The organism is uncultured Aquincola sp. (assembly GCF_964001545.1).
Taxonomy (GTDB): Bacteria; Pseudomonadota; Gammaproteobacteria; order Burkholderiales; family Burkholderiaceae_C; genus Aquincola.
In genome coordinates this window covers 1-19,173 of the sequence record NZ_CAXFDV010000569.1, presented here as the reverse complement: position 1 = coordinate 19,173, position 19,173 = coordinate 1, and the positions used below count along the sequence as shown (strand labels likewise).

Sequence of the window (19,173 nt, the reverse complement as noted above, 5' to 3'; positions counted from 1 at the left end):
TTCCTGCCCTTTTTTTTTGCTCGAACGCTTTCTTAGATGACCTGGCAGTCTGCCGTCGAACGTACCGTCACTGGGCTGGGTTACGACCTGGTCGACCTCGAACGCACGGGGGGTGGACTCCTGCGCGTCACGATCGACCGGGTGCCCGGCCATGCGTACCCCGAAGGCCTGGGCGCCAGCGAATTCGTGACGGTGGAGGACTGCGAAGCCGTGACGCGGCAATTGCAGTATCTGCTCGAAGTTGAGAACGTCGAATACGCACGGCTGGAAGTTTCGTCGCCGGGGCTCGATCGGCCTTTGAAAAAATCGGCCGACTACGAGCGTTTTGCCGGCGAGGCGATCGACCTCACGTTGAAACTGCCTTTCCAGGGGCGCAAAAAGTATCGCGGCATCCTGTTGCCGCGCGACGGTGGGTGGCGGCTGCTGCTGGACGACAACGCCGGGGCACCGGTGCGCGCCGGTGGCAAGGCCACGGCGAAGTCCACCAAGTCCGGCAAGTCGGCCAAGGCCGATGCGGGTGAGGCGCCCACGCAGCCTGCGCTCGACTTCGCGCTCGACGAAGTGCGCGAGGCGCGGCTGGTGCCCGTCGTCAATTTCAAAGGTCGCCCGGCTGCTCCTGCGCAGCCAGAGGTGCATGGAGGTCCAGAAGAATGAACCGCGAACTGTTGATGCTGGTCGATGCGATCTCACGCGAGAAAAGCGTGGAGCGCGACGTCGTGTTCGGCGCCGTCGAGGCAGCCCTGGCGTCGGCCACCAAGAAGCTGCACGGCGGCGAAGTGGACATCCGCGTTCAGATCGACCGCGAAACGGGCGAGTACGAGACCTTCCGCCGCTGGCACGTGGTGCCGGACGAAGCCGGCCTGCAGATCCCCGATGCCGAGATCCTGTTCTTTGAAGCCAAGGAACAGATCGGCGACATCGAGGTGGACGACCACATCGAAGAGCCCATCGAGTCGGTGCCCATCGGCCGCATCGGTGCGCAAGCGGCCAAGCAGGTCATCCTGCAGAAGATCCGCGACGCCGAGCGTGAGCAGCTGCTCAACGATTTCCTCGCCCGTGGCGAGAAGATCTTCGTGGGCACCGTCAAGCGGCTGGACAAGGGCGACATCATCGTCGAGAGCGGCCGGGTGGAAGGCCGCCTCAAGCGCAGCGAGATGATCCCCAAGGAAAACCTGCGCACCGGCGACCGTGTGCGGGCCTTCATCGCCGGCGTCGATCCCACCGTGCGCGGTCCGCAGATCATGCTGTCGCGCAGCGCGCCCGGCTTCATGATCGAGCTGTTCGCGCAAGAGGTGCCCGAGATCGAGCAGGGCCTGCTCGAGATCAAGAGCTGCGCCCGTGACCCGGGTTCGCGCGCCAAGATTGCCGTCGTGTCGCACGACAAGCGCGTCGACCCGATCGGCACCTGTGTCGGCGTGCGGGGTTCGCGGGTCAATGCGGTCACCAACGAGCTGGCCGGCGAGCGCGTGGACATCGTGCTGTGGTCGGAAGACCCGGCCCAGTTCGTGATCGGCGCGCTGGCCCCGGCCAACGTGCAGTCGATCGTGGTGAACGAAGAGCCGCATGCGATGGACGTGGTGGTGGACGAGGAGAACCTCGCCATCTCCATCGGCCGTGGCGGCCAGAACGTGCGCCTGGCGTCTGAATTGACAGGCTGGCGCATCAACATCATGACCGCCGAAGAATCGCAGGCCAAGCAGGCGGCCGAAAGCGACGTGATCCGCAAGCTCTTCGTCGAGAAGCTCGACGTCGACGAAGAGGTGGCGGAGATCCTGATCGCCGAAGGCTTCACCAGCCTGGAAGAAGTGGCGTACGTGCCCATGCAGGAGATGCTCGAGATCGAGAGCTTCGACGAGGACACCGTCACCGAGCTGCGCACCCGTGCCAAGGATGCGCTGCTGACGATGGAGATCGCCCGCGAGGAAAGTGTCGAAGAGGTGTCGCAGGATCTGCGCGACCTCGAAGGCCTGAACCCCGACCTCATCGCCAAGCTGGCGGGGGGTGGGGTCCACACCCGCGACGACCTCGCCGACCTCGCCGTCGATGAACTCACCGAGATCACCGGTATGGATGCCGATCAGGCCAAGGCGCTGATCATGAAGGCGCGCGAACACTGGTTCACCGCCTGACCCTCACGCACGGACACCGATTGATCGCCCATAGCCAGTACGCCACCAGCGCCCCCGTTTTCCAAGGATCTTCACAATGGCAGTGACCACCGTCGCCCAATTTGCCGCCGAGCTCAACCGCCCGGCCGCGACGCTGCTCGAGCAGCTGCAGTCCGCCGGGGTGCGCAAAGTCTCCACCGACGACCAGCTCACCGACGCCGACAAGGAACGTCTGCTCGGCTTCCTGCGCACCAGCCACGGCAACACCGGTGGCGATCGCAAGAAGATCACGCTGACGCGCAAGAGCACCAGCGAGATCAAGCAGGCCGATTCCACCGGCAAGGCCCGCACCATCCAGGTGGAAGTGCGCAAGAAGCGCACCTTCATCAAGCGCGACGACGCCCCGGGCGGCGACGAGGCGGGTGCGCCTTCGGCCGCCGACGAGGCGCTGGAGCTGCAGCGCCGCGAAGAAGAAGCCCAGCAACAGGCTGAGCTGCTGCGTCGCCAGGAAGAAGAGCTGGCCGAAAAGCGCCGCCTGCGTGAAGAGCAGGAACGCGCGGAGCGCGAAGCCGCCGAAGCCCGTGCCCGCGAGGCGGCGGAAAAGGCGGCTGCCGAAGCCGCTGCCGCCAAGGCCGCCGAAGAGGCCGCCGCCGTGGCCGCCAAGGCTGCTGCGGCCAAGCCCGCACCGGCGCCTGCTGCTGCACCGGCGCCGGCCCCTGCCGCACCGGTGGCCGCTGCCGCACCCGCGGCCGCCAAGCCCGCCGATGCGCCCAAGCCGGGCCTGCGCGTGGTCAAGGCCGCCGACACCGACGCCGCCGAGAAGCAGCGCCTGCTCGACCTCGAAAAGCGCCGCCGCGCCGCCGAGGCCGAGGCTGCCGCCATCCGCGCGATGATGAATGCGCCCAAGAAGGTGCTCATCGCCAAGAAGCCGGAAGAGCCGCCCAAGCCGGCCGCCACGGCCGACAACGCCATCAAGGGCACCATCCACAAGCCGGCCGCCAAGCCGGGCGCTCCGGCGCCCGCGGGTGCCGCCACGGCCGCCAAGCCCGGCGAGAAGAAGTCGGTCAAGTCCGAGAAGCTCTCGTCCAGCTGGGCCGACGACGCCAAGAAGCGCGGTGCCGCGCCCAAGGGCCGCACCGACGGTGCCGCCGCGGGCCGTCCGGGCTGGCGTGCGCCGCGTGGCCGCGGTGGCCGCGACCGCAACGACGGCGGTGGTTCCACCTTCACGCCGCCGAGCGAGTTCGTGCAGCAGGAAGTGCACGTGCCTGAGACCATCTCGGTGGCCGATCTGGCGCACAAGATGTCGGTCAAGGCCGCCGAGGTGATCAAGCAGCTGATGAAGCTGGGCCAGATGGTCACCATCAACCAGCAGCTGGACCAGGAAACGGCCATGATCCTCGTCGAGGAAATGGGCCACAAGGCGCTGGCGGCCAAGCTGGACGACCCGGAAGCCTTCCTGGAAGAAGAACACGCCGCGAGCGACAGCGAAACGCTGCCGCGCGCCCCGGTGGTCACCGTCATGGGTCACGTCGACCACGGCAAGACCTCGCTGCTGGACTACATCCGCCGCAGCCGTGTGGCCGCGGGCGAAGCCGGCGGCATCACGCAGCACATCGGCGCTTATCACGTCGAGACGCCGCGCGGCATGATCACCTTCCTGGACACCCCGGGCCACGCGGCCTTCACGGCCATGCGTGCCCGTGGTGCCAAGGCCACCGACATCGTCATCCTGGTGGTGGCGGCTGACGACGGCGTGATGCCCCAGACCAAGGAAGCCATCCACCACGCCAAGGCGGCCGGCGTGCCGCTGGTGGTGGCGGTCAACAAGATCGACAAGCCCGACGCCAACCTGGAGCGGGTCAAGAGCGAGCTGGTGGCCGAAGAAGTGGTGCCGGAAGAGTTCGGCGGCGATTCGCCGTTCGTGCCCGTCTCGGCCAAGACCGGCCAGGGCATCGACGACCTGCTGGAGCAGGTGCTGCTGCAGGCCGAAGTGCTGGAGCTGAAGGCGCCGAAGGAAGCGCTGGCCAAGGGCATCGTGATCGAAGCCCAGCTGGACAAGGGCCGCGGCCCGGTGGCCACGGTGCTGGTGCAGTCGGGCACGCTCAAGCGCGGCGACGTGGTGCTGGCCGGCTCCAGCTATGGCCGCGTGCGCGCCATGCTGGACGAAGACGGCAAGAACACCCAGGAAGCCGGTCCCTCGATCCCGGTCGAGATCCAGGGCCTGACCGAAGTGCCGCAGGCCGGCGACGACTTCATGGTGCTGAGCGACGAACGCCGCGCCCGTGAAATCGCCACCTTCCGCCAGGGCCGCTACCGCGACGTGAAGCTGAACAAGCAGCAGGCCGCCAAGCTCGAGAACATGTTCGAGAACATGGGCGAAGGCCAGGCGCAGACGCTGGCGCTGATCGTCAAGGCCGACGTGCAGGGTTCGCAGGAAGCGCTGGCGCAGTCGCTGGTCAAGCTCAGCACCGCCGAGGTCAAGGTGCAGATCGTGCACGCGGCCGTGGGTGGCATCAGCGAGAACGACGTCAACCTGGCCATCGCCTCCAAGGCAGTGATCATCGGCTTCAACGTGCGTGCCGATGCGGGCGCCCGCAAGCTGGCCGAGAACAACGGCGTCGACCTGCGCTACTACAACATCATCTACGACGCGGTCGACGAGATGAAGGCGGCGATGAGCGGCATGCTGGCGCCGGAACAGCGCGAGGAAGTCATCGGCACCGCCGAGATCCGCACGGTGTTCGTGGCCTCGAAGATCGGCACGGTGGCCGGCTGCATGATCACGGCCGGTGTGGTGCGCCGCGACGCGCGCTTCCGCCTGCTGCGCGACAACGTGGTCATCTACACGGGCGAAGTCGATTCGGTCAAGCGGATGAAGGACGACGTGCGCGAAGTCAAGGAAGGCTTCGAGTGCGGCGTGAAGCTGAAGAACTACAACGACATCGCCGAAGGCGACCAGCTCGAATTCTTCGAGATCAAGGAAGTGGCACGCACGCTGTAAGCACGGCGGGCTCTTTCCCCGAACCCCGCCGCCCGCAAGGTGGCGGGGTTCGTGCTTCTAGGGCCGATAGGACAACCCCATGCGACACAAGAAAGCGATACCCAACCGCAGCCTGCGGATCGCCGACCAGATCCAGCGTGATGTGTCGGAGCTGATCCGCGACCTGAAGGACCCGCGCGTGGGCATGGTCACCGTCACCGGCGTGGACATCACGCCCGACTACGCCCATGCCACGGTGCGCTTTTCGCTGCTGGTGGGCCAGCCCGAGGAATGCCAGGCCGCGCTGAACGAGGCCGCCGGCTTCATCCGCAATGGCCTGTTCAAGCGGCTGCAGATCCACACCGTGCCCACGCTGCACTTCCAGTTCGACCGCACCACCGAGCGCGCGGCCGAGCTGAATGCGCTGATCCGCCAGGCCAATTCGCAGCAGGCCAAGGACTGACCGTGCAGGACGCAGTACCCCAGGCCGCACCGCGCCCGCCGCGCCAGCGCATCCAGCGCCGGCCGCTGCATGGCGTGTTGTTGCTCGACAAGCCGCTCGGCCTGTCGAGCAACGACGCGCTGCAAAGGGCCAAGCGGCTGCTGCGTGCCGAGAAGGCCGGCCACACCGGCACGCTCGATCCGCTGGCCACCGGGCTGCTGCCGCTGTGCTTCGGCGCGGCCACCAAGTTCAGCCAGGTGAGCCTGGAAGCCGACAAGACCTACCGCGCCACGCTGGCGCTGGGCCGCACCACCACCACCGGCGACGCCGAGGGCGAATTGCTGCAGGAGCAGCCGGTGCAGGTGGACCGCGCCGCGATCGAGGCCGCCTGCGCCCGTTTCACCGGCCCCATCTCGCAGGTGCCGCCGATGCATTCGGCGCTCAAGCGCGACGGCAAGGCGCTGTACGAGTACGCGCGCGCCGGCATCGAGGTGGAACGTGCACCGCGGCAGGTGGTGATTCACCACATCGACATCATCGAATGGCAGGCTGCGACGCTCGTGATCGACGTGCGTTGCAGCAAGGGCACCTACATCCGCACCCTGGCCGAGGACATCGGCCAGGCGCTGGGCTGTGGTGCCCATCTGGCGGCCCTGCGGCGCACCGGCAGCGGTCCGCTGCGGGTGGCCGATGCCGTCACGCTTGAACAACTCGCGGCGCTCGACGAGGCGGCCCGCGAAGCGCTGCTGAAGCCCGTCGACTGGCTGTTGTCCGACTGGCCCCGCGTGGCCTTGCCGGAAGACGAAGCCGGTCGTTTCCTCACCGGCCTGCGACGGCGCGTGCGACTGGCCGATGCGCCAGCCGTGCGCGTGTACGGCCCGCAGCCGAGTGCGTTTCTCGGCAGCGCACACATCGCGTCGGGTGAATTGATCGCCGACCGCCTGCTCAGTCCCGTCGAGGTGCAGGGCCTGATTTCCTGAAAGAACGTTCCATGACCAAGCAGATCCGCAACATCGCCATCATCGCCCACGTCGACCATGGCAAGACCACCATGGTCGACCAGCTGCTCCGCCAGAGCGGCACCTTCGCCGAACACGAGAAGGTCGTCGACACCGTGATGGACAACAACGCCATCGAACGTGAACGGGGCATCACCATCCTGGCCAAGAACTGCGCCGTGAGCTGGGAAGGCACCCACATCAACATCGTCGACACCCCGGGCCACGCGGACTTCGGCGGCGAGGTGGAGCGTGCGCTGTCCATGGTGGACGGCGTGGTGCTGCTGATCGACGCGCAGGAAGGCCCGATGCCGCAGACCCGCTTCGTCACCAAGAAGGCGCTGGCGCTGGGCCTCAAGCCCATCGTCGTCGTCAACAAGGTGGACAAGCCGGGCGCCAAGCCCGACGCGGTGATCAACGCCGCCTTCGACCTGTTCGACAAGCTGGGCGCCAACGACGAGCAGCTGGACTTCCCGGTGGTGTACGCCTCGGGCATCAACGGCTGGTCGTCGCTGGAAGAGGGCGCGCCGGGCGAGCAGTGGGGCCCCGACATGTCGGCCCTGTTCAACACCGTGCTCAAGCACGTGCCGCCGCAGCAGGGCGACGCTTCGGCGCCGCTGCAGCTGCAGATCTCGGCCCTCGACTACAACAGCTTCGTCGGCCGCATCGGCGTGGGCCGCATCAGCCAGGGCACCATCAAGCCCGGCATGCAGGTGGCGGTGATGGAAGGCCCGGACGGCAAGTCGGTCAACGGCCGCATCAACCAGGTGCTGACCTTCCAGGGCCTGGACCGCGTGCAGGTGAGCGAAGCCGGCCCCGGCGAAATCGTGCTGATCAACGGCATCGAGGAGATCGGCATCGGCGTGACCGTGACCGATCCGCTGAACCCCGCGCCGCTGCCGATGCTCAAGGTGGACGAGCCGACGCTGACGATGAACTTCTGCGTCAACACCTCGCCGCTGGCGGGCCGTGAAGGCAAGTTCGTCACCAGCCGCCAGATCTGGGATCGCCTGCAGAAGGAACTGCAGCACAACGTGGCGCTGCGCGTGACCGAGACCGACGAAGACGGCATCTTCGAAGTGTGCGGCCGCGGCGAACTGCACCTGACCATCCTGCTGGAGAACATGCGCCGCGAAGGCTACGAGCTGGCCGTCTCCAAGCCGCGCGTGATGTTCAAGGACATCGATGGCGTCAAGTGCGAGCCGATGGAGCTGGTCACCGCCGACGTGGAAGAAACCCACCAGGGCGGCGTGATGCAGGCGCTGGGCCTGCGCAAGGGCGAGATGATCAACATGGAGCCGGACGGCCATGGCCGCGTGCGCCTGGAGTACCGCATTCCGGCCCGGGGCCTGATCGGCTTCTCGAACGAGTTCATGAACCTGACCCGCGGCTCGGGCCTGATCTCGTCGATCTTCGACGGCTACGAAGCCCACAAGGGCGAGATCGGCGGCCGCAAGAACGGCGTGCTGATCTCGATGGACGACGGTGAGATCTTCACCTACGCGCTGGGCAAGCTGGACGACCGCGGCCGCATGTTCGTCAAGCCGAACGACCCGGTGTACGAAGGCATGATCGTCGGCATCCACAGCCGCGACAACGACCTGGTGGTCAACGCCACCCGCACCAAGCAGCTGACCAACTTCCGTGTCAGCGGCAAGGAAGACGCGATCAAGATCACGCCGCCGATCGACCTGACGCTGGAATACGGCGTCGACTTCATCGACGACGACGAGCTGGTCGAGATCACGCCCAAGAGCATCCGCCTGCGCAAGCGCCACCTGAGCGAGCACGAGCGCAAGCGCGCGGCCCGCGAGTCCAACTGAGCCTGAGGCAGTGGTCGTGACGCACCGTCGGGCCGTGGCCACGATGCTGCTGGTCACGCTGCTGTGGAGCATCGCCGGGGTGGTCACGCGCCACCTCGACACCGCAGGCAGCTTCGAGCTGACCTTCTGGCGCAGCGCCGCCAATGCAGTGGCGCTGACGCTGCTGCTGGGCTGGCAGCGCGGCTTTGCCCAGCTGGGCCGCGAGCTGCGGCAGGGCGGCCGGGTGCTGTGGCTGTCGGGCCTGTGCTGGACGGTGATGTTCACCTCCTTCATGGTGGCGCTCACGCTCACCACCGTGGCCAACGTGCTCATCACGATGTCGCTGGCGCCCCTCTTCACCGCGCTTATCTCGCGCGCGCTGCTGGGCCAGCGGCTGCCGGGCCGCGCCTGGGCCGCCATCGTGGTGGCCGGCATCGGCGTGGCCTGGATGTACGGCTCGCAGGTGGGCGGCGGCAGCCCGCGCGATGCGGTGGGCACGCTGGTGGCGCTGAGCGTGCCGATCGCCGGCGCCACGATGTGGACGCTGCTGCAGCTCAATGCCCGCGGGGCGGTCAGCGGCCAGGCACCGGCCGACATGACGCCGGCGGTGCTGATCGGCGCAGTGCTGTCGTCGCTGCTCACGCTGCCCTTGTCCTTGCCGTTCCAGGCTTCGGCCAGCGACGTCGGCTGGCTGACCATGCTGGGCGTGGTGCAGCTGGCCATTCCCTGCGTGCTGGCGGTGGCCGCCGGCAAGGTGCTGCGCGCGCCCGAGGCAGCGCTGCTGGGCCTGCTCGAAATCATCTTCGGCGTGGCCTGGACCTGGCTGGGCACCACCGAGTCACCCACGCCCGCGGTGCTGGGCGGCGGCGGCTTGGTGCTGGCCGCGCTGGTGGCCAACGAGGCCATCGCGCTGCGCCGGCCGGCCACCGCGGCCAAGGCGGCGGCATGAAGCTGCACGCCAACGGCCTGGGCATCGAGGTCGACGTGCAGGGCCCGGCCACGGGCATGCCGCTGTTGCTGGTGATGGGCCTGGGCATGCAGCTGGTCGGCTGGCCGCAGCCGCTGGTCGATGCGCTGGTGGCGCAGGGCTTTCGCGTCATCCGCATGGACAACCGCGACGCCGGCCTGTCCGACGGCTTCGACCACCTGGGCGTGCCCCACATCGGCTGGGCCGCCACGCGCCACATGCTGCGCCTGCCGGTGCCCACCGCCTACACGCTGGACGACATGGCGAAGGACGCCTGGGCGGTGCTGGATGCGCTGGAAGTGCCTGCCGCGCATGTGTGCGGCGCCTCCATGGGCGGCATGATCGCCCAGCACATGGCCTGGCAGCAGCCGCAGCGCTGCAAGAGCGTGACGCTGGTGATGACCACCACGGGCGCCCGCCACCTGCCGCGGCCCACTTGGGCGGTACAAAAGGCCATGATGAGCAAGCCGCCCAGCCGGCGTGACCGTGAGGCCTTGATCGCCCGCGCCGAAAACCTGTTCCGGTTGATCGGCAGCCCGGCCTACCCGGCGCCGGCCGCAGCGCTGCGCGCGCAGGTCAGCGCCTCCATCGACCGCGCTTACCGGCCTGCCGGCGTGGCCCGCCAGATGGTGGCGGTGCTGGCCGATGGCGACCGCAGCCGTCGCCTGCAAGCGGTGCAGCAGCCGGTGCACATCATCCACGGTGCGGCCGACCCCTTGCTGCCGGCCGCCGCGGCGCGCGACCTGCTGCGCCACCTGCCGGGCGCCACGCTCGACCTGATCGACGGCATGGGCCACGACCTGCCGGCCGAACTGCTGCCCCGCCTGGCGCAAGGCATCGCCACCAACGCCGCGCGCGCCTGACACCCACCATGACTGCCGACGCCACCCCGAACCCCGCGGCCTTTTCGCCCTGGCGCCTGAACGTGGCGCCGTGCATGGACTGGACCGACCGCCACTGCCGCCTGCTGCACCGGCAGATCACCCGCCACACACGCGTGTACAGCGAGATGGTGACCACCGGCGCGCTGCTGTTCGGCGACGTGCCGCGGCACCTCGACTTCAACGACGAAGAGCATCCGGTGGCGCTGCAGCTCGGCGGCAGCGAGCCCGAAGACCTGGCCAAGGCCGCGAAGCTGGGCGCGCAGTGGGGCTACGACGAGATCAACCTGAACTGCGGCTGCCCGAGCGAGCGGGTGCAGCGCGGTGCTTTCGGCGCCTGCCTGATGGCCGAGCCCACGCTGGTGCGCGACTGCGTGGCGGCGATGCGCGCGGCGGTGGATCTGCCGGTGACGGTCAAGCACCGCATCGGCATCGACCAGACCGAGAGCTACGACTTCGTGCGCGACTTCGTCGGCACCGTGGCCGAGGGTGGCTGCGACGTGTTCATCGTGCATGCGCGCAATGCCTGGCTGCAGGGCCTGAGCCCGAAGGAAAACCGCGAGATTCCGCCGCTGCGCTACGAGCATGTGTACCAGCTCAAGCGCGACTTTCCGCAGCTGACCATCGTGCTCAATGGCGGCGTGAAAACCCACGAAGAGATCGCCACCCACCTGGCCCAGGTGGACGGCGTGATGCTGGGCCGCCAGCCGTACCACGAGCCCTGGACCATGGCCGACTGGGACGCGCGGTTCTTCGGCGACACCAGCCGCGAAGGCCTGACGCGCGAGGCGGTGGAAGCACAGATGGTGGCCTACATGGAGCGCCACATCGCCCGCGGCGGCGCCTGGCCGCAGGTGGCGCGGCACATGCTGGGCCTGTGGAACGGCACGCCCGGCGCCCGCAAGTGGCGCCAGGTGTGGAGCGATCACTCGCTCAAGGCGATGTCGCCGGCCGAGGTGGCGGCGCGCGCCTCCGCGGTGCGCAGCGGCGCGGCCATCTCCAGGTCGGCCGTGAGTGCCTGAGCGGCCAGCCGCACGGCCAGCTCCGGGAACTTCATCGGCAGCACTTCCAGCACCGTGGCCAGGCCGCGCTGGAACAGGTCTTCCTTGTCGGCGCGGGTGAGCTTGAAGTTCACCGGCGAATGCCGGCCCACGTCCACCACCACGGTGCGCGGCCAGTGCCGGGCATTGACGAACTCGCGCGAGATCGTCGTCATGAAGGTGCGGATCAGCATCAGGATGTAGCCCGGCAGCGGAAACAGCGGCCGGCGGCGCGGCGCGTCGTCCACCTCGGTCGCGCGTTCACTGCGCAGGCGGAACAGGCACACCGGCGTGTTGTCGCCGGCCCAGTCGCGGTGCAGCGCGTCTTCGCTCAGGATGCTGCCGTCCACCAGCAGCTTGTCGCCATGCGGCTGAAAGGCAAACAGCAGCGGAATGCCCATCGAATGCCGCACCGCGCGTGCCACCCTGTAGTCGGGCGTGTGTTCGCGGTCGAACACCACCGGCTCGCTGCGGCGCACGTCGGTGGCCACCACCGCCAGGTCCAGCGGCAGGTCCTTGAAGCACACGCCGCCCAGCAGCTCGTCCAGCCAGCGCTCGAAGGTGTCTCCGCTGGTCAGCCCGCCGTGGAAGAAGAGTTGGTAGAGCGAGAAGCCCTTGAACCGGCTGAACTCGATGTCCAGCGCCAGTGTGCGCAAGCGCTCCGGCGACCACCCGGCCGCATGCAGCGCCGCCACGATGCTGCCGCCCGACACACCCACCAGGCGCGGCAGTTCCACGTTCATCTGGTGCAGTGCCGTGAGGACACCCACGTGCGCAGGCAGCCGCGTGCCGCCACCGGCCAGCACCGGCACCAGCCGCAGGGGCGGACTCTCGGGTTCTCGCTTCATGCCTGCAATTTGCCTGCACCACGGCGCGGTGATCACGCGATAAGCAGGCGGGCCATGCACCAGAAGCGCGCATGGCGCGCCTCAAGTTCAGGCGGGAGGTGGGGCTACACTCAACACGAGCGGAATCGGAGTCACCATGCCCACCCCTCTTGAGCAGGTCACCAGTCAAGCCATTGCACTATCGGCCGAAGATCGAGCTCGGCTTGCAGACCTCTTGCTTGCTTCGTTGCCCGACGGCTCCACCGAGCCACTTGGGGCAGCGTGGGACAAGGAGATTCACCGCCGCGTCAATGCCGTCGCATCTGGTTCGGCCCGGCTGTCTTCTGCGGCTGATGTGCATGCCGAGGCGCGCAAGATCTACCAGCGGTGAAAGCCGTTTTCTACCTGGATGAGGGTCGGGAAGAGTTTCTCCACGAGGTTGCCTACTTCACGTCCGTCAGTCCGCTTGTGGGCCGACGGTTCGCCGAAGCCGTGCAGAAGGCGGAGGCGCTGGCGGCCGAGTTCGCTGACGCTGGTCTTCCCTACAAATTTGGTACGCGGCGCGTCTTTCCTGGGAAGTTCAAGTTTTCGATCATGTACCTCAGCCAGGATGATCAAATCGTCATCCTGGCCATAGCGCCATTCCGCCGAACACCTGGCTATTGGCGCTCGCGCGTGGTTGCAGCTTCCCATCAGCCCCCGGGCGGGACCGCCGGCTGAGTCACCCGCTCCTGGCTGCCGCGCCCCGGCCAAGTGGCCAGCACCAGGCCCAGCAGCGCCAGCGCAAACGCACCGGCCTGGGCCGGGCTGAAGCGTTCGCCCAGGAACACGATGCCGACCACCGCCGCGCTGATGGGCAGCATCACGGTGAACACGCCGGCGCGCGAGGCGGGCACCTGGCGCAGCCCGGTCATCCACAGCCACACCGTCCACATGCTGGCGGCCAGCGCGTAGAACAGCAGCAGCACCCACATCGAAGGCGCCACGCTGCCGAAGTCGAAGCTCAGCGCCTGCCAGATGCCCAGCGGGGTGACCAGCGCCAGCCCCCACAGGTTGACCAGCGCGCTGATGCGCTTGGCCGACACGTTGCCGGTGAGCCGCTTGCCGATGACCACGTAGCTGGCTTCACACACCACCGCACCGCACAGCAGCAGGTTGCCCAGCAGCGAGCCGGCAGCCGCGCCGTCGGGCGCCTTGCTCAGCGACACCAGCGCAATGCCCAGCACCGCGCAGGCGATGCCGGCCACCACCCGCGGCGTGATGCGCTCTTTGAGGAACAGCCACGACAGCACCGCCACCACGCCCGGGATGGCGGCCATGATCACGCCCGCGGCCAGCGCGGTGGTCAGCCGCACGCCGAACAGCATGCAGATGGAAAACAGGAAGTTGCCGAGGAAGGATTCGAGGAACAGCAGCTTGCGGTCGTGCGGCGACAGCGGCGCTTCACCCGGCTGGCGGCGCACCCAGTGCGCCATGGCCACCGCGGCGATGCCGAAGCGCAGCCAGGCCAGCAGGAACACCGGCAGCACCGCCACCAGCAACTTCGACAAGCCGACGTAGCTGCCGACCAGCGCCATGCTGGCGGCCAGGCAGGTGTAGGCGATCCAGACGGGGCGGTGCGGGGTGGCGATGGCGGTCAAAACGGGGGCAGGGGGCTTCAAAACGCGCTAGCGTACCTTGTCCATTCGCAGTCCAGCGCCACGACCGCTCGCGTGGCGTTCTTCGCCAGACTGTTACGGCGGACTTTGCGGAAGACGAACTGGCGAATGACCACTGCGAACACAGGCTCCACCCGCGAGTGCGTCTTGGACTTGATGCGGTTAACGATGCGCTCCAAGTCCGCCAAATGCCCGATGCCCCTGACCGTCTGATTCCTTCGGTCCTTGGCCTTCGGTGCATTGGCTGCGATCAACCCGCAAGGCAGACCCTATTCAGCGTTGCCCCAAGTACAAGAGAGGCGCCGGCCACCGGCGTGCGTTATGGCTCCTTCTTCGCGGCTTTGACCGGAGCAGCCTTCTTCGGCAGGCTCTTCTTGACGGCCACGCCCCTATTCGGCGGGGTCTTCTTGGGGGCCGCTCGGAAGTCGTCAGGCGTCGTCGCATCAATACCGATGACGCGCAGGTAGCGCGTTCGGTCCTTGGCCTCAAGCTCCTGCGCCTTTTCCGTCAGGATCGCCAGGACCTGTTGGAAGTTCAGCTTCTTCATTGTCTTCGAGTCAGTCCACTCGCGCCCCTTGGTCTGCAAGACCAGCACCAGGAAGCCCGAGGTCGCCTTTTGGTGGCGCATGTACTGGCCAACCAGTTGCCTTTCCAACGCGACCAAGTAGTCGTCCAATGTCCAGCGCTCGGACATCTTCAGCTCGATGGACGCGCGCCAGTCGTTCTTGCTGCACAGGATGTCCCGGCGCTTCGACTCGGCCGTATGAGACTCGACGGTCACGGAGTACCGCGCGCGCGCATGATGGTTCAGTTCGCTGGCGAGGAGCTTCTGGAAGTGCGCCTCCAGCGCCATGCCCGCCTTCTCGCCGTCCTCTACCTTCTTGTTTGCTCGCGTGAAGTCGAGCTCACTGAAGAAGCTGCGAAGGCTGTGCTCGCCGCGTTCGACGTCGTACTGAACAGCGCGGAGGTCAGCGTGCACGGCCATCGCGAACGAAGTCGTATCGGTGACATCCCCACGGAAGTTCTCCTCGAACTTCGGGTAGTTCACTTGCGCCAGCGGCTCCCGAGTGAGCTGTCGCTCGCGAAGCTCGAACTGCGTTTTCTTGATGTACTCGATAGTGAAGTCACCCGCGGGTAGCGCCCACCGGATCCGCTCCAGCGCGCTGTACGCTGCTTGCGACGTTGCTGCAGCGATTCCGCTGATGATTGCGCCGCGGAACCGCTCTGCGCTGTCGCGAGGGCCTGGGTGGTAGGAAACGCCCTCCGGCCGGTCCACGTCATACTTCGGATCGACCGCCCACCTCGTCCATAGGTACAGGTCTTCAAGCGCCAAGATGCCATGGTCGCTCCCCATGGCAATACGCCCCGCGATGCCCTCGCGGTCGCGACCGAATGCAGCGGCGAGGTCAAAGATGAAACGCTTCACGGCCAGCGGGTCCAATGGGCCCCAAGCGCTGACGGCATTGCGCCACCGCAGCGGACTCTGAATGAACCAGCGGGTGGCCCAGGTCAGCGCATGTTCGCGCTGCGCGCGCAGGGCCTCGTCGACTGAATCAGCCAGAGGCGAACAGTAAGCGGCCGTCATCTTCTGCAGCGCCAGGCGCTCGAAGTCATCTTGCGGGACCTTGCCTGGCACCGAGAGGGCGGCCTTCAGCAAGCGATTCACCACGTAGTCGCGCGACGGATTCACAGTTGCAAGGTGTGTCCATGCAAGGCCTGCGAGCGCTTCTTGGACCCGTGCAGGTGCGTCAGGAATGGATGCCAGTAGGTCTTCGGCATGCTTCCTGGATGTAGCGCCGTTCGCTGCCTCGCCCGCAATTGCAACCAGCTCAGGAACCGAGGCGGCCGGATATGCCTCGACGAGAGGCCAGAACCACTTCGGATAGCCATTTACTTCGAGGAGAGCGTAACGAAGGGCCCGCCGCACTTCCGCCTCGGTGAGAACTGGAAGCGCCGTCCCATCCCCAAGCTCAAGCTTGAGACCCTGCAAGCCGGCTGCAGTGATGTGGAACTTCGAGTTCGGCTCGGCCTCCTTGAAGGTCGGGTCCTTGTAGCGCCAGAGTCGGCTCATGCCCTGTCGGGCAGCGGCAGCAATCCTTGCTCCGGCGGCTTGCTCGAAGGCCTCGAAGTCGACCTCGCCGTACCGAGACGTGCGATTTGTCTGAAGCAGCCACCCGGCAATCCACTCTAGCGCCGGGGTATCCGTCCCGTCAGCCAGTGCGTTCAAGCGGTCGGTGAGCTGCCGCTTCGCTTTGGGGCCGACGGTGAGCTTCTCGGCCTTCGGCTTGACTGGCTTAGGCACGGGCTGCTGTGCGATGGCCTGCGCGTGTTGAGCCTGCCACTCTGAATACACGCGGGTGAGCTGCGCGTCGTTCACTTGAACAACGTCCTCGGGCGTGTACGTAGTAGGGCAAAGAAAACCAACAACCGCTCGAAGTAGGTCTTCGTCACTGAGCTGCCTCTTCAGGGTGGACTGCAGCACTGCGATGCGAACAGCGGCATTCGCATCTACCGCCGACCTCAGCTCCTGGATTGCGCTGCTCTGCAGGTAGCGGTCGTGGATGTCCCGAGCCGCAACGAGGTACAGGCGAGCGACCTTGACCGCCTGGGCGCCAACCGTGCGCACTACCAAGGCTTCGAGAACCTTAGCCACGAGGTCGACGTACTGTTGATCCTCGCGATTCTGCTTGTTCGTCACCTCTCTCTTCACCATGCGCACAACGAGCCCGCGCGCCAGGTGGTACAGCTGGCCATCCGTTGCCTCGGAAAGCATGCGTCCCTTCTCCAGGGAATAGGAAAGCTGGAACCCGCGCGGCCCGGCCAGGAACTGGTTGTCTACCATCACGGCGACATCACGGGGCGAGAAATAGCTCCATCCCAGCTCCCGCAACAGGAGGCTGACCACGCCTTCGCGCACTGTGGTGCTGGCCACTGCAGCAGCGGCGAGAGCCGCAAGATCGGCAGGCCGACGCAATGCAAGGAAGTAGCCGACGTCACTGCTGTCCGAAAGGACGAGGTCAAACTTGGACCCGTGACGCTTGAGAAGCTTTGCCCGCAAAGGCTCGATCTTGCACGCGGTAGCAATGTCGAGCAGGACGTCTCGCGCCCAGTAGTTGTCCTGGTACCGGTCGTAAAGGCTCGCGATGGTCCCAGCCAATCGGTCGGGCCCCGCCTGCCAGAAGTTCTCGGACGTCAGCCGGAACATGGTGCGGCCGATGTGGTCGCCCTTTTCCACCAAGCGCTTGATGCTCTCCGTCAAAGCGTCCTGAGCCGCCTTGGTCGGGACGGCTGGATTGCGCAGGTCACCGAAGAACGCCAACGCCTGCGGGTCCTTCTGCAGGATGACCTCGCGGCAATGCGCGTTCAGCGTGGCGAGCCATCCCAACATCGGCAAGAAGGCACGCTGCACGCCTTGCTCGCCGCTGGCCGCAGCCCAGGTGAAGTTCTCAAGGAGCCGCTCCGCCTGGTCCGGCGAAGCCACCAAGCCGGCGAGCCGTTTGGCCGCGAGGAACGGCGTGAGCTCATCGGGATAGACCTTGACCTGGTGAAAGCCGGCGTCAATGAAGAGCTGGGAGCTCAACAGCGCCTTGATGCCTGCCTCGTGAAGCATCGGAGACGCAATCAGCCTGGCTGACAGGGCCGTTTCAGGAATAGCCAGAGTCGCCTCGGGCATTTCGATGTTCACCATCTGGCACACAGCCGACGCTGAGGCCAGGCGCTGAGCCGCACCGGTCAGGACCTCCGGCGCAGGGCTGCCGGCGTCAACGAGCCGCTGGTCAGCGCCACGCAGAGTGCCGATGGCGTTCAAAACGCGCTCGAACACCTCGGTCAGGGAATCCGGCGGATTGGCCACCATGTCGATACGAGCAAGGATGTCCAGGCCGCCCGGGCTGCGGACGAAGCCCGCCAAGCCGCGCTCACTGGCAATCTCAATCAGTTGTTCGGCATTCAGGTCCGGGTATCGCCCCGTGAGGTACACGGCAGCTTGATCATCTTCGAGATGGGCCATGGAGAACAGGTGAACCGGCACCGGCTCTGGTGCCGGTGCCACGCTGGTCGCGCCGCCCGTACCGAAAGACCCCGGTCCACCAGAGCTCTCGATAGGCTTCGGCGCAGGCTTTGAAAGCAGCTCCGAGAGCTTTGCGAAGACGCCTGCGGTGAGGACTGCCGGCCGAGTCGAAATCACCCACCGGACATACTCGTTGGGCCAGCCGAGTTCGTCAGCAACGTCCCCAACAAGGTGGCTGATGCTTTCTGCCTTACCAACAGCGGCCGCCTCATCCAATGAGTCGACAAACACCGTGATGCGGCTGACTGGCGCTGCCTTCCACGTGCGATAGGCGTCGCGGTCACCGCCGGTCAGTGCCTTATCGAGACTGCCGCGATCCGCGAGTTGGCGCAGCGCGATGAACACGGCGGTTTCGCCGCTCGCACGTAGTCGCGCCGCTTGTTGGCGCATCTCGGTGGTCTTGCCAAAGTTCGCCGCTGCAACGATGACGCTACTTCGGTTCTCGAGCACCTTAGCCCACGCCACTTGCTTGCCACGCAGTTGCGCGGCGATGAGCTCGTCCTGATCGTAGTTCTCACGCTCGACGAAGCGCCGATTCAGATCGTAGTAGGCCAACTGTTCCTCCGCCGGATTTTTTCTGGTTTTTTGTGTCAGGCAGTTTAGCCATCGCGCCCACGCGAGAGCATGGGGGTGATGCCTCGCAAGATCGGGCGACGGCGGCCGTGAAACTACTTCGGCAGGCGTCCGCTTGGAAGTGCACGGAGGCACCTTTGAGCGAAGTTGTTGGAGATGTCGAGCTGCTCGGCCAGCTGGTTGTGAATTCCAGCTGGTCAAGCAGCAGGCTTGCCAGACGGGGCGGCCGACCAGACTTGTTCCCTGACAGCTGGCCCCGCAGGTTAGTCAGCACGCTGATGGGCTTGGCCGACACATTGCCGGTAAGCCGCTGCCGATGACCGCGCAACTGGCTTCAGAAGGGGTGATGTAGAGCGCCGATAGCGGTCAAGAGCGAAGGTACTCCGCAGACTTCAGAACGCGCAAGCGTACCTTGTCCACTCCCAGTCACTCACATGGCGCGCATAGGCCAGCCACTCGGCCTGCTTGGCGGCGATGAACTCGCCCGCCAGCACCGGGCCCAGCGCGGCCTGCACCACGGCGTCGGCCTGCAGCGCGGCCACCGCCTCGGCCAGGCTTTGCGGCAGCACCGTGATGCCCAGGCGCTCACGGTCCGCCGCCGGCAGCGTGAACAGGTCCAGCTCGCAGGCCGGCGGCGGGGTCATCTCGCGCTCGATACCGTCGAGGCCCGCGGCGATCATCGTGGCCAGCGCCAGGTACGGGTTGGCCGAGGCATCGGGCAGCCGCCATTCGAAGCGGCCGGGCAGGGTGCGCACCAGCGCCGTGCGGTTGTTCGGGCCCTGGGCCACGAAGGCTGGCGCCCAGGTGGTACCGGTGATCGAAGGGCCC

At 66.7% G+C, this 19,173-nt stretch carries 14 protein-coding genes and 1 pseudogene; 11 read left to right on the top strand and 4 right to left on the bottom strand.

The genetic code is table 11. The features are described 5' to 3' along the window. The first annotated feature begins 36 nt into the window (after window positions 1-36). The 9 genes from rimP to dusA all read left to right on the top strand — a co-directional run bounded on the left by rimP (window position 37) and on the right by dusA (window position 11,200). Window positions 37-654 carry a ribosome maturation factor RimP gene (gene rimP, locus ABNT58_RS19565; RefSeq protein WP_348755095.1) on the top strand — a complete coding sequence of 206 codons (618 nt, stop codon included), beginning with the start codon at window positions 37-39 and terminating at the stop codon, window positions 652-654. Then, complete coding sequence (gene nusA, locus ABNT58_RS19560; RefSeq protein WP_348755094.1) at window positions 651-2,129, top strand: transcription termination factor NusA; 1,479 nt, start codon at window positions 651-653, stop codon at window positions 2,127-2,129. Before rimP ends, nusA begins: the two co-directional genes overlap by 4 nt. 76 nt (window positions 2,130-2,205) lie before the next feature. Then, a complete protein-coding gene (gene infB, locus ABNT58_RS19555) occupies window positions 2,206-5,109 on the top strand; it encodes a translation initiation factor IF-2 (RefSeq protein ID WP_348755093.1) in 2,904 nt (967 codons plus the stop codon). Window positions 5,110-5,188: 79 nt separating this feature from the next. Further along, the gene (gene rbfA, locus ABNT58_RS19550; protein ID WP_348755092.1) at window positions 5,189-5,551 is read left to right on the top strand and encodes a 30S ribosome-binding factor RbfA; all 363 of its coding nucleotides are present in this window, start codon (window positions 5,189-5,191) and stop codon (window positions 5,549-5,551) included. A gap of 2 nt (window positions 5,552-5,553) precedes the next feature. After that, window positions 5,554-6,510 (top strand): tRNA pseudouridine(55) synthase TruB, encoded by a 957-nt coding sequence (gene truB, locus ABNT58_RS19545; RefSeq protein ID WP_348755091.1) that lies wholly within the window; start codon window positions 5,554-5,556, stop codon window positions 6,508-6,510. 11 nt (window positions 6,511-6,521) lie between these two features. Continuing rightward, the gene (typA, locus tag ABNT58_RS19540; protein WP_348755090.1) at window positions 6,522-8,351 is read left to right on the top strand and encodes a translational GTPase TypA; all 1,830 of its coding nucleotides are present in this window, start codon (window positions 6,522-6,524) and stop codon (window positions 8,349-8,351) included. Between the two features lie 10 nt (window positions 8,352-8,361). Further along, complete coding sequence (locus ABNT58_RS19535) at window positions 8,362-9,279, top strand: DMT family transporter (protein WP_348755089.1); 918 nt, start codon at window positions 8,362-8,364, stop codon at window positions 9,277-9,279. Further along, the gene (locus tag ABNT58_RS19530; RefSeq protein ID WP_348755088.1) at window positions 9,276-10,160 is read left to right on the top strand and encodes an alpha/beta hydrolase; all 885 of its coding nucleotides are present in this window, start codon (window positions 9,276-9,278) and stop codon (window positions 10,158-10,160) included. Before ABNT58_RS19535 ends, ABNT58_RS19530 begins: the two co-directional genes overlap by 4 nt. An 8-nt stretch (window positions 10,161-10,168) precedes the next feature. Then, window positions 10,169-11,200: a tRNA dihydrouridine(20/20a) synthase DusA gene (gene dusA / locus ABNT58_RS19525; protein WP_348755087.1), complete on the top strand. Its 1,032-nt coding sequence runs from the start codon at window positions 10,169-10,171 to the stop codon at window positions 11,198-11,200. On the opposite strand, the gene ABNT58_RS19520 is transcribed toward dusA, so the two are convergent. Further along, window positions 11,104-12,066 (bottom strand): patatin-like phospholipase family protein, encoded by a 963-nt coding sequence (locus ABNT58_RS19520; RefSeq protein WP_348755086.1) that lies wholly within the window; start codon window positions 12,064-12,066, stop codon window positions 11,104-11,106. The two genes, dusA and ABNT58_RS19520, sit on opposite strands and share 97 nt — an antisense overlap. A 136-nt stretch (window positions 12,067-12,202) precedes the next feature. On the opposite strand from ABNT58_RS19520, the gene ABNT58_RS19515 reads away from it, so the two are divergent. Then, complete coding sequence (locus tag ABNT58_RS19515) at window positions 12,203-12,436, top strand: addiction module protein (protein WP_348755085.1); 234 nt, start codon at window positions 12,203-12,205, stop codon at window positions 12,434-12,436. After that, entirely contained in the window at window positions 12,433-12,765 is a 333-nt protein-coding gene (locus ABNT58_RS19510) for a hypothetical protein (RefSeq protein WP_348755084.1), read from the top strand. Before ABNT58_RS19515 ends, ABNT58_RS19510 begins: the two co-directional genes overlap by 4 nt. Here the strand turns inward: ABNT58_RS19510 and ABNT58_RS19505 are convergent. The 3 genes and pseudogenes from ABNT58_RS19505 to ABNT58_RS19495 all read right to left on the bottom strand — a co-directional run. Continuing rightward, window positions 12,738-13,676 carry a DMT family transporter gene (locus ABNT58_RS19505; RefSeq protein WP_348755111.1) on the bottom strand — a complete coding sequence of 313 codons (939 nt, stop codon included), beginning with the start codon at window positions 13,674-13,676 and terminating at the stop codon, window positions 12,738-12,740. The genes ABNT58_RS19510 and ABNT58_RS19505 overlap by 28 nt on opposite strands. 346 nt (window positions 13,677-14,022) lie before the next feature. Beyond that, entirely contained in the window at window positions 14,023-18,327 is a 4,305-nt protein-coding gene (locus ABNT58_RS19500) for a hypothetical protein (protein WP_348755083.1), read from the bottom strand. Between the two features lie 410 nt (window positions 18,328-18,737). After that, window positions 18,738-19,173, bottom strand: a pseudogene (locus tag ABNT58_RS19495) (type III glutamate--ammonia ligase); the annotation flags it as partial.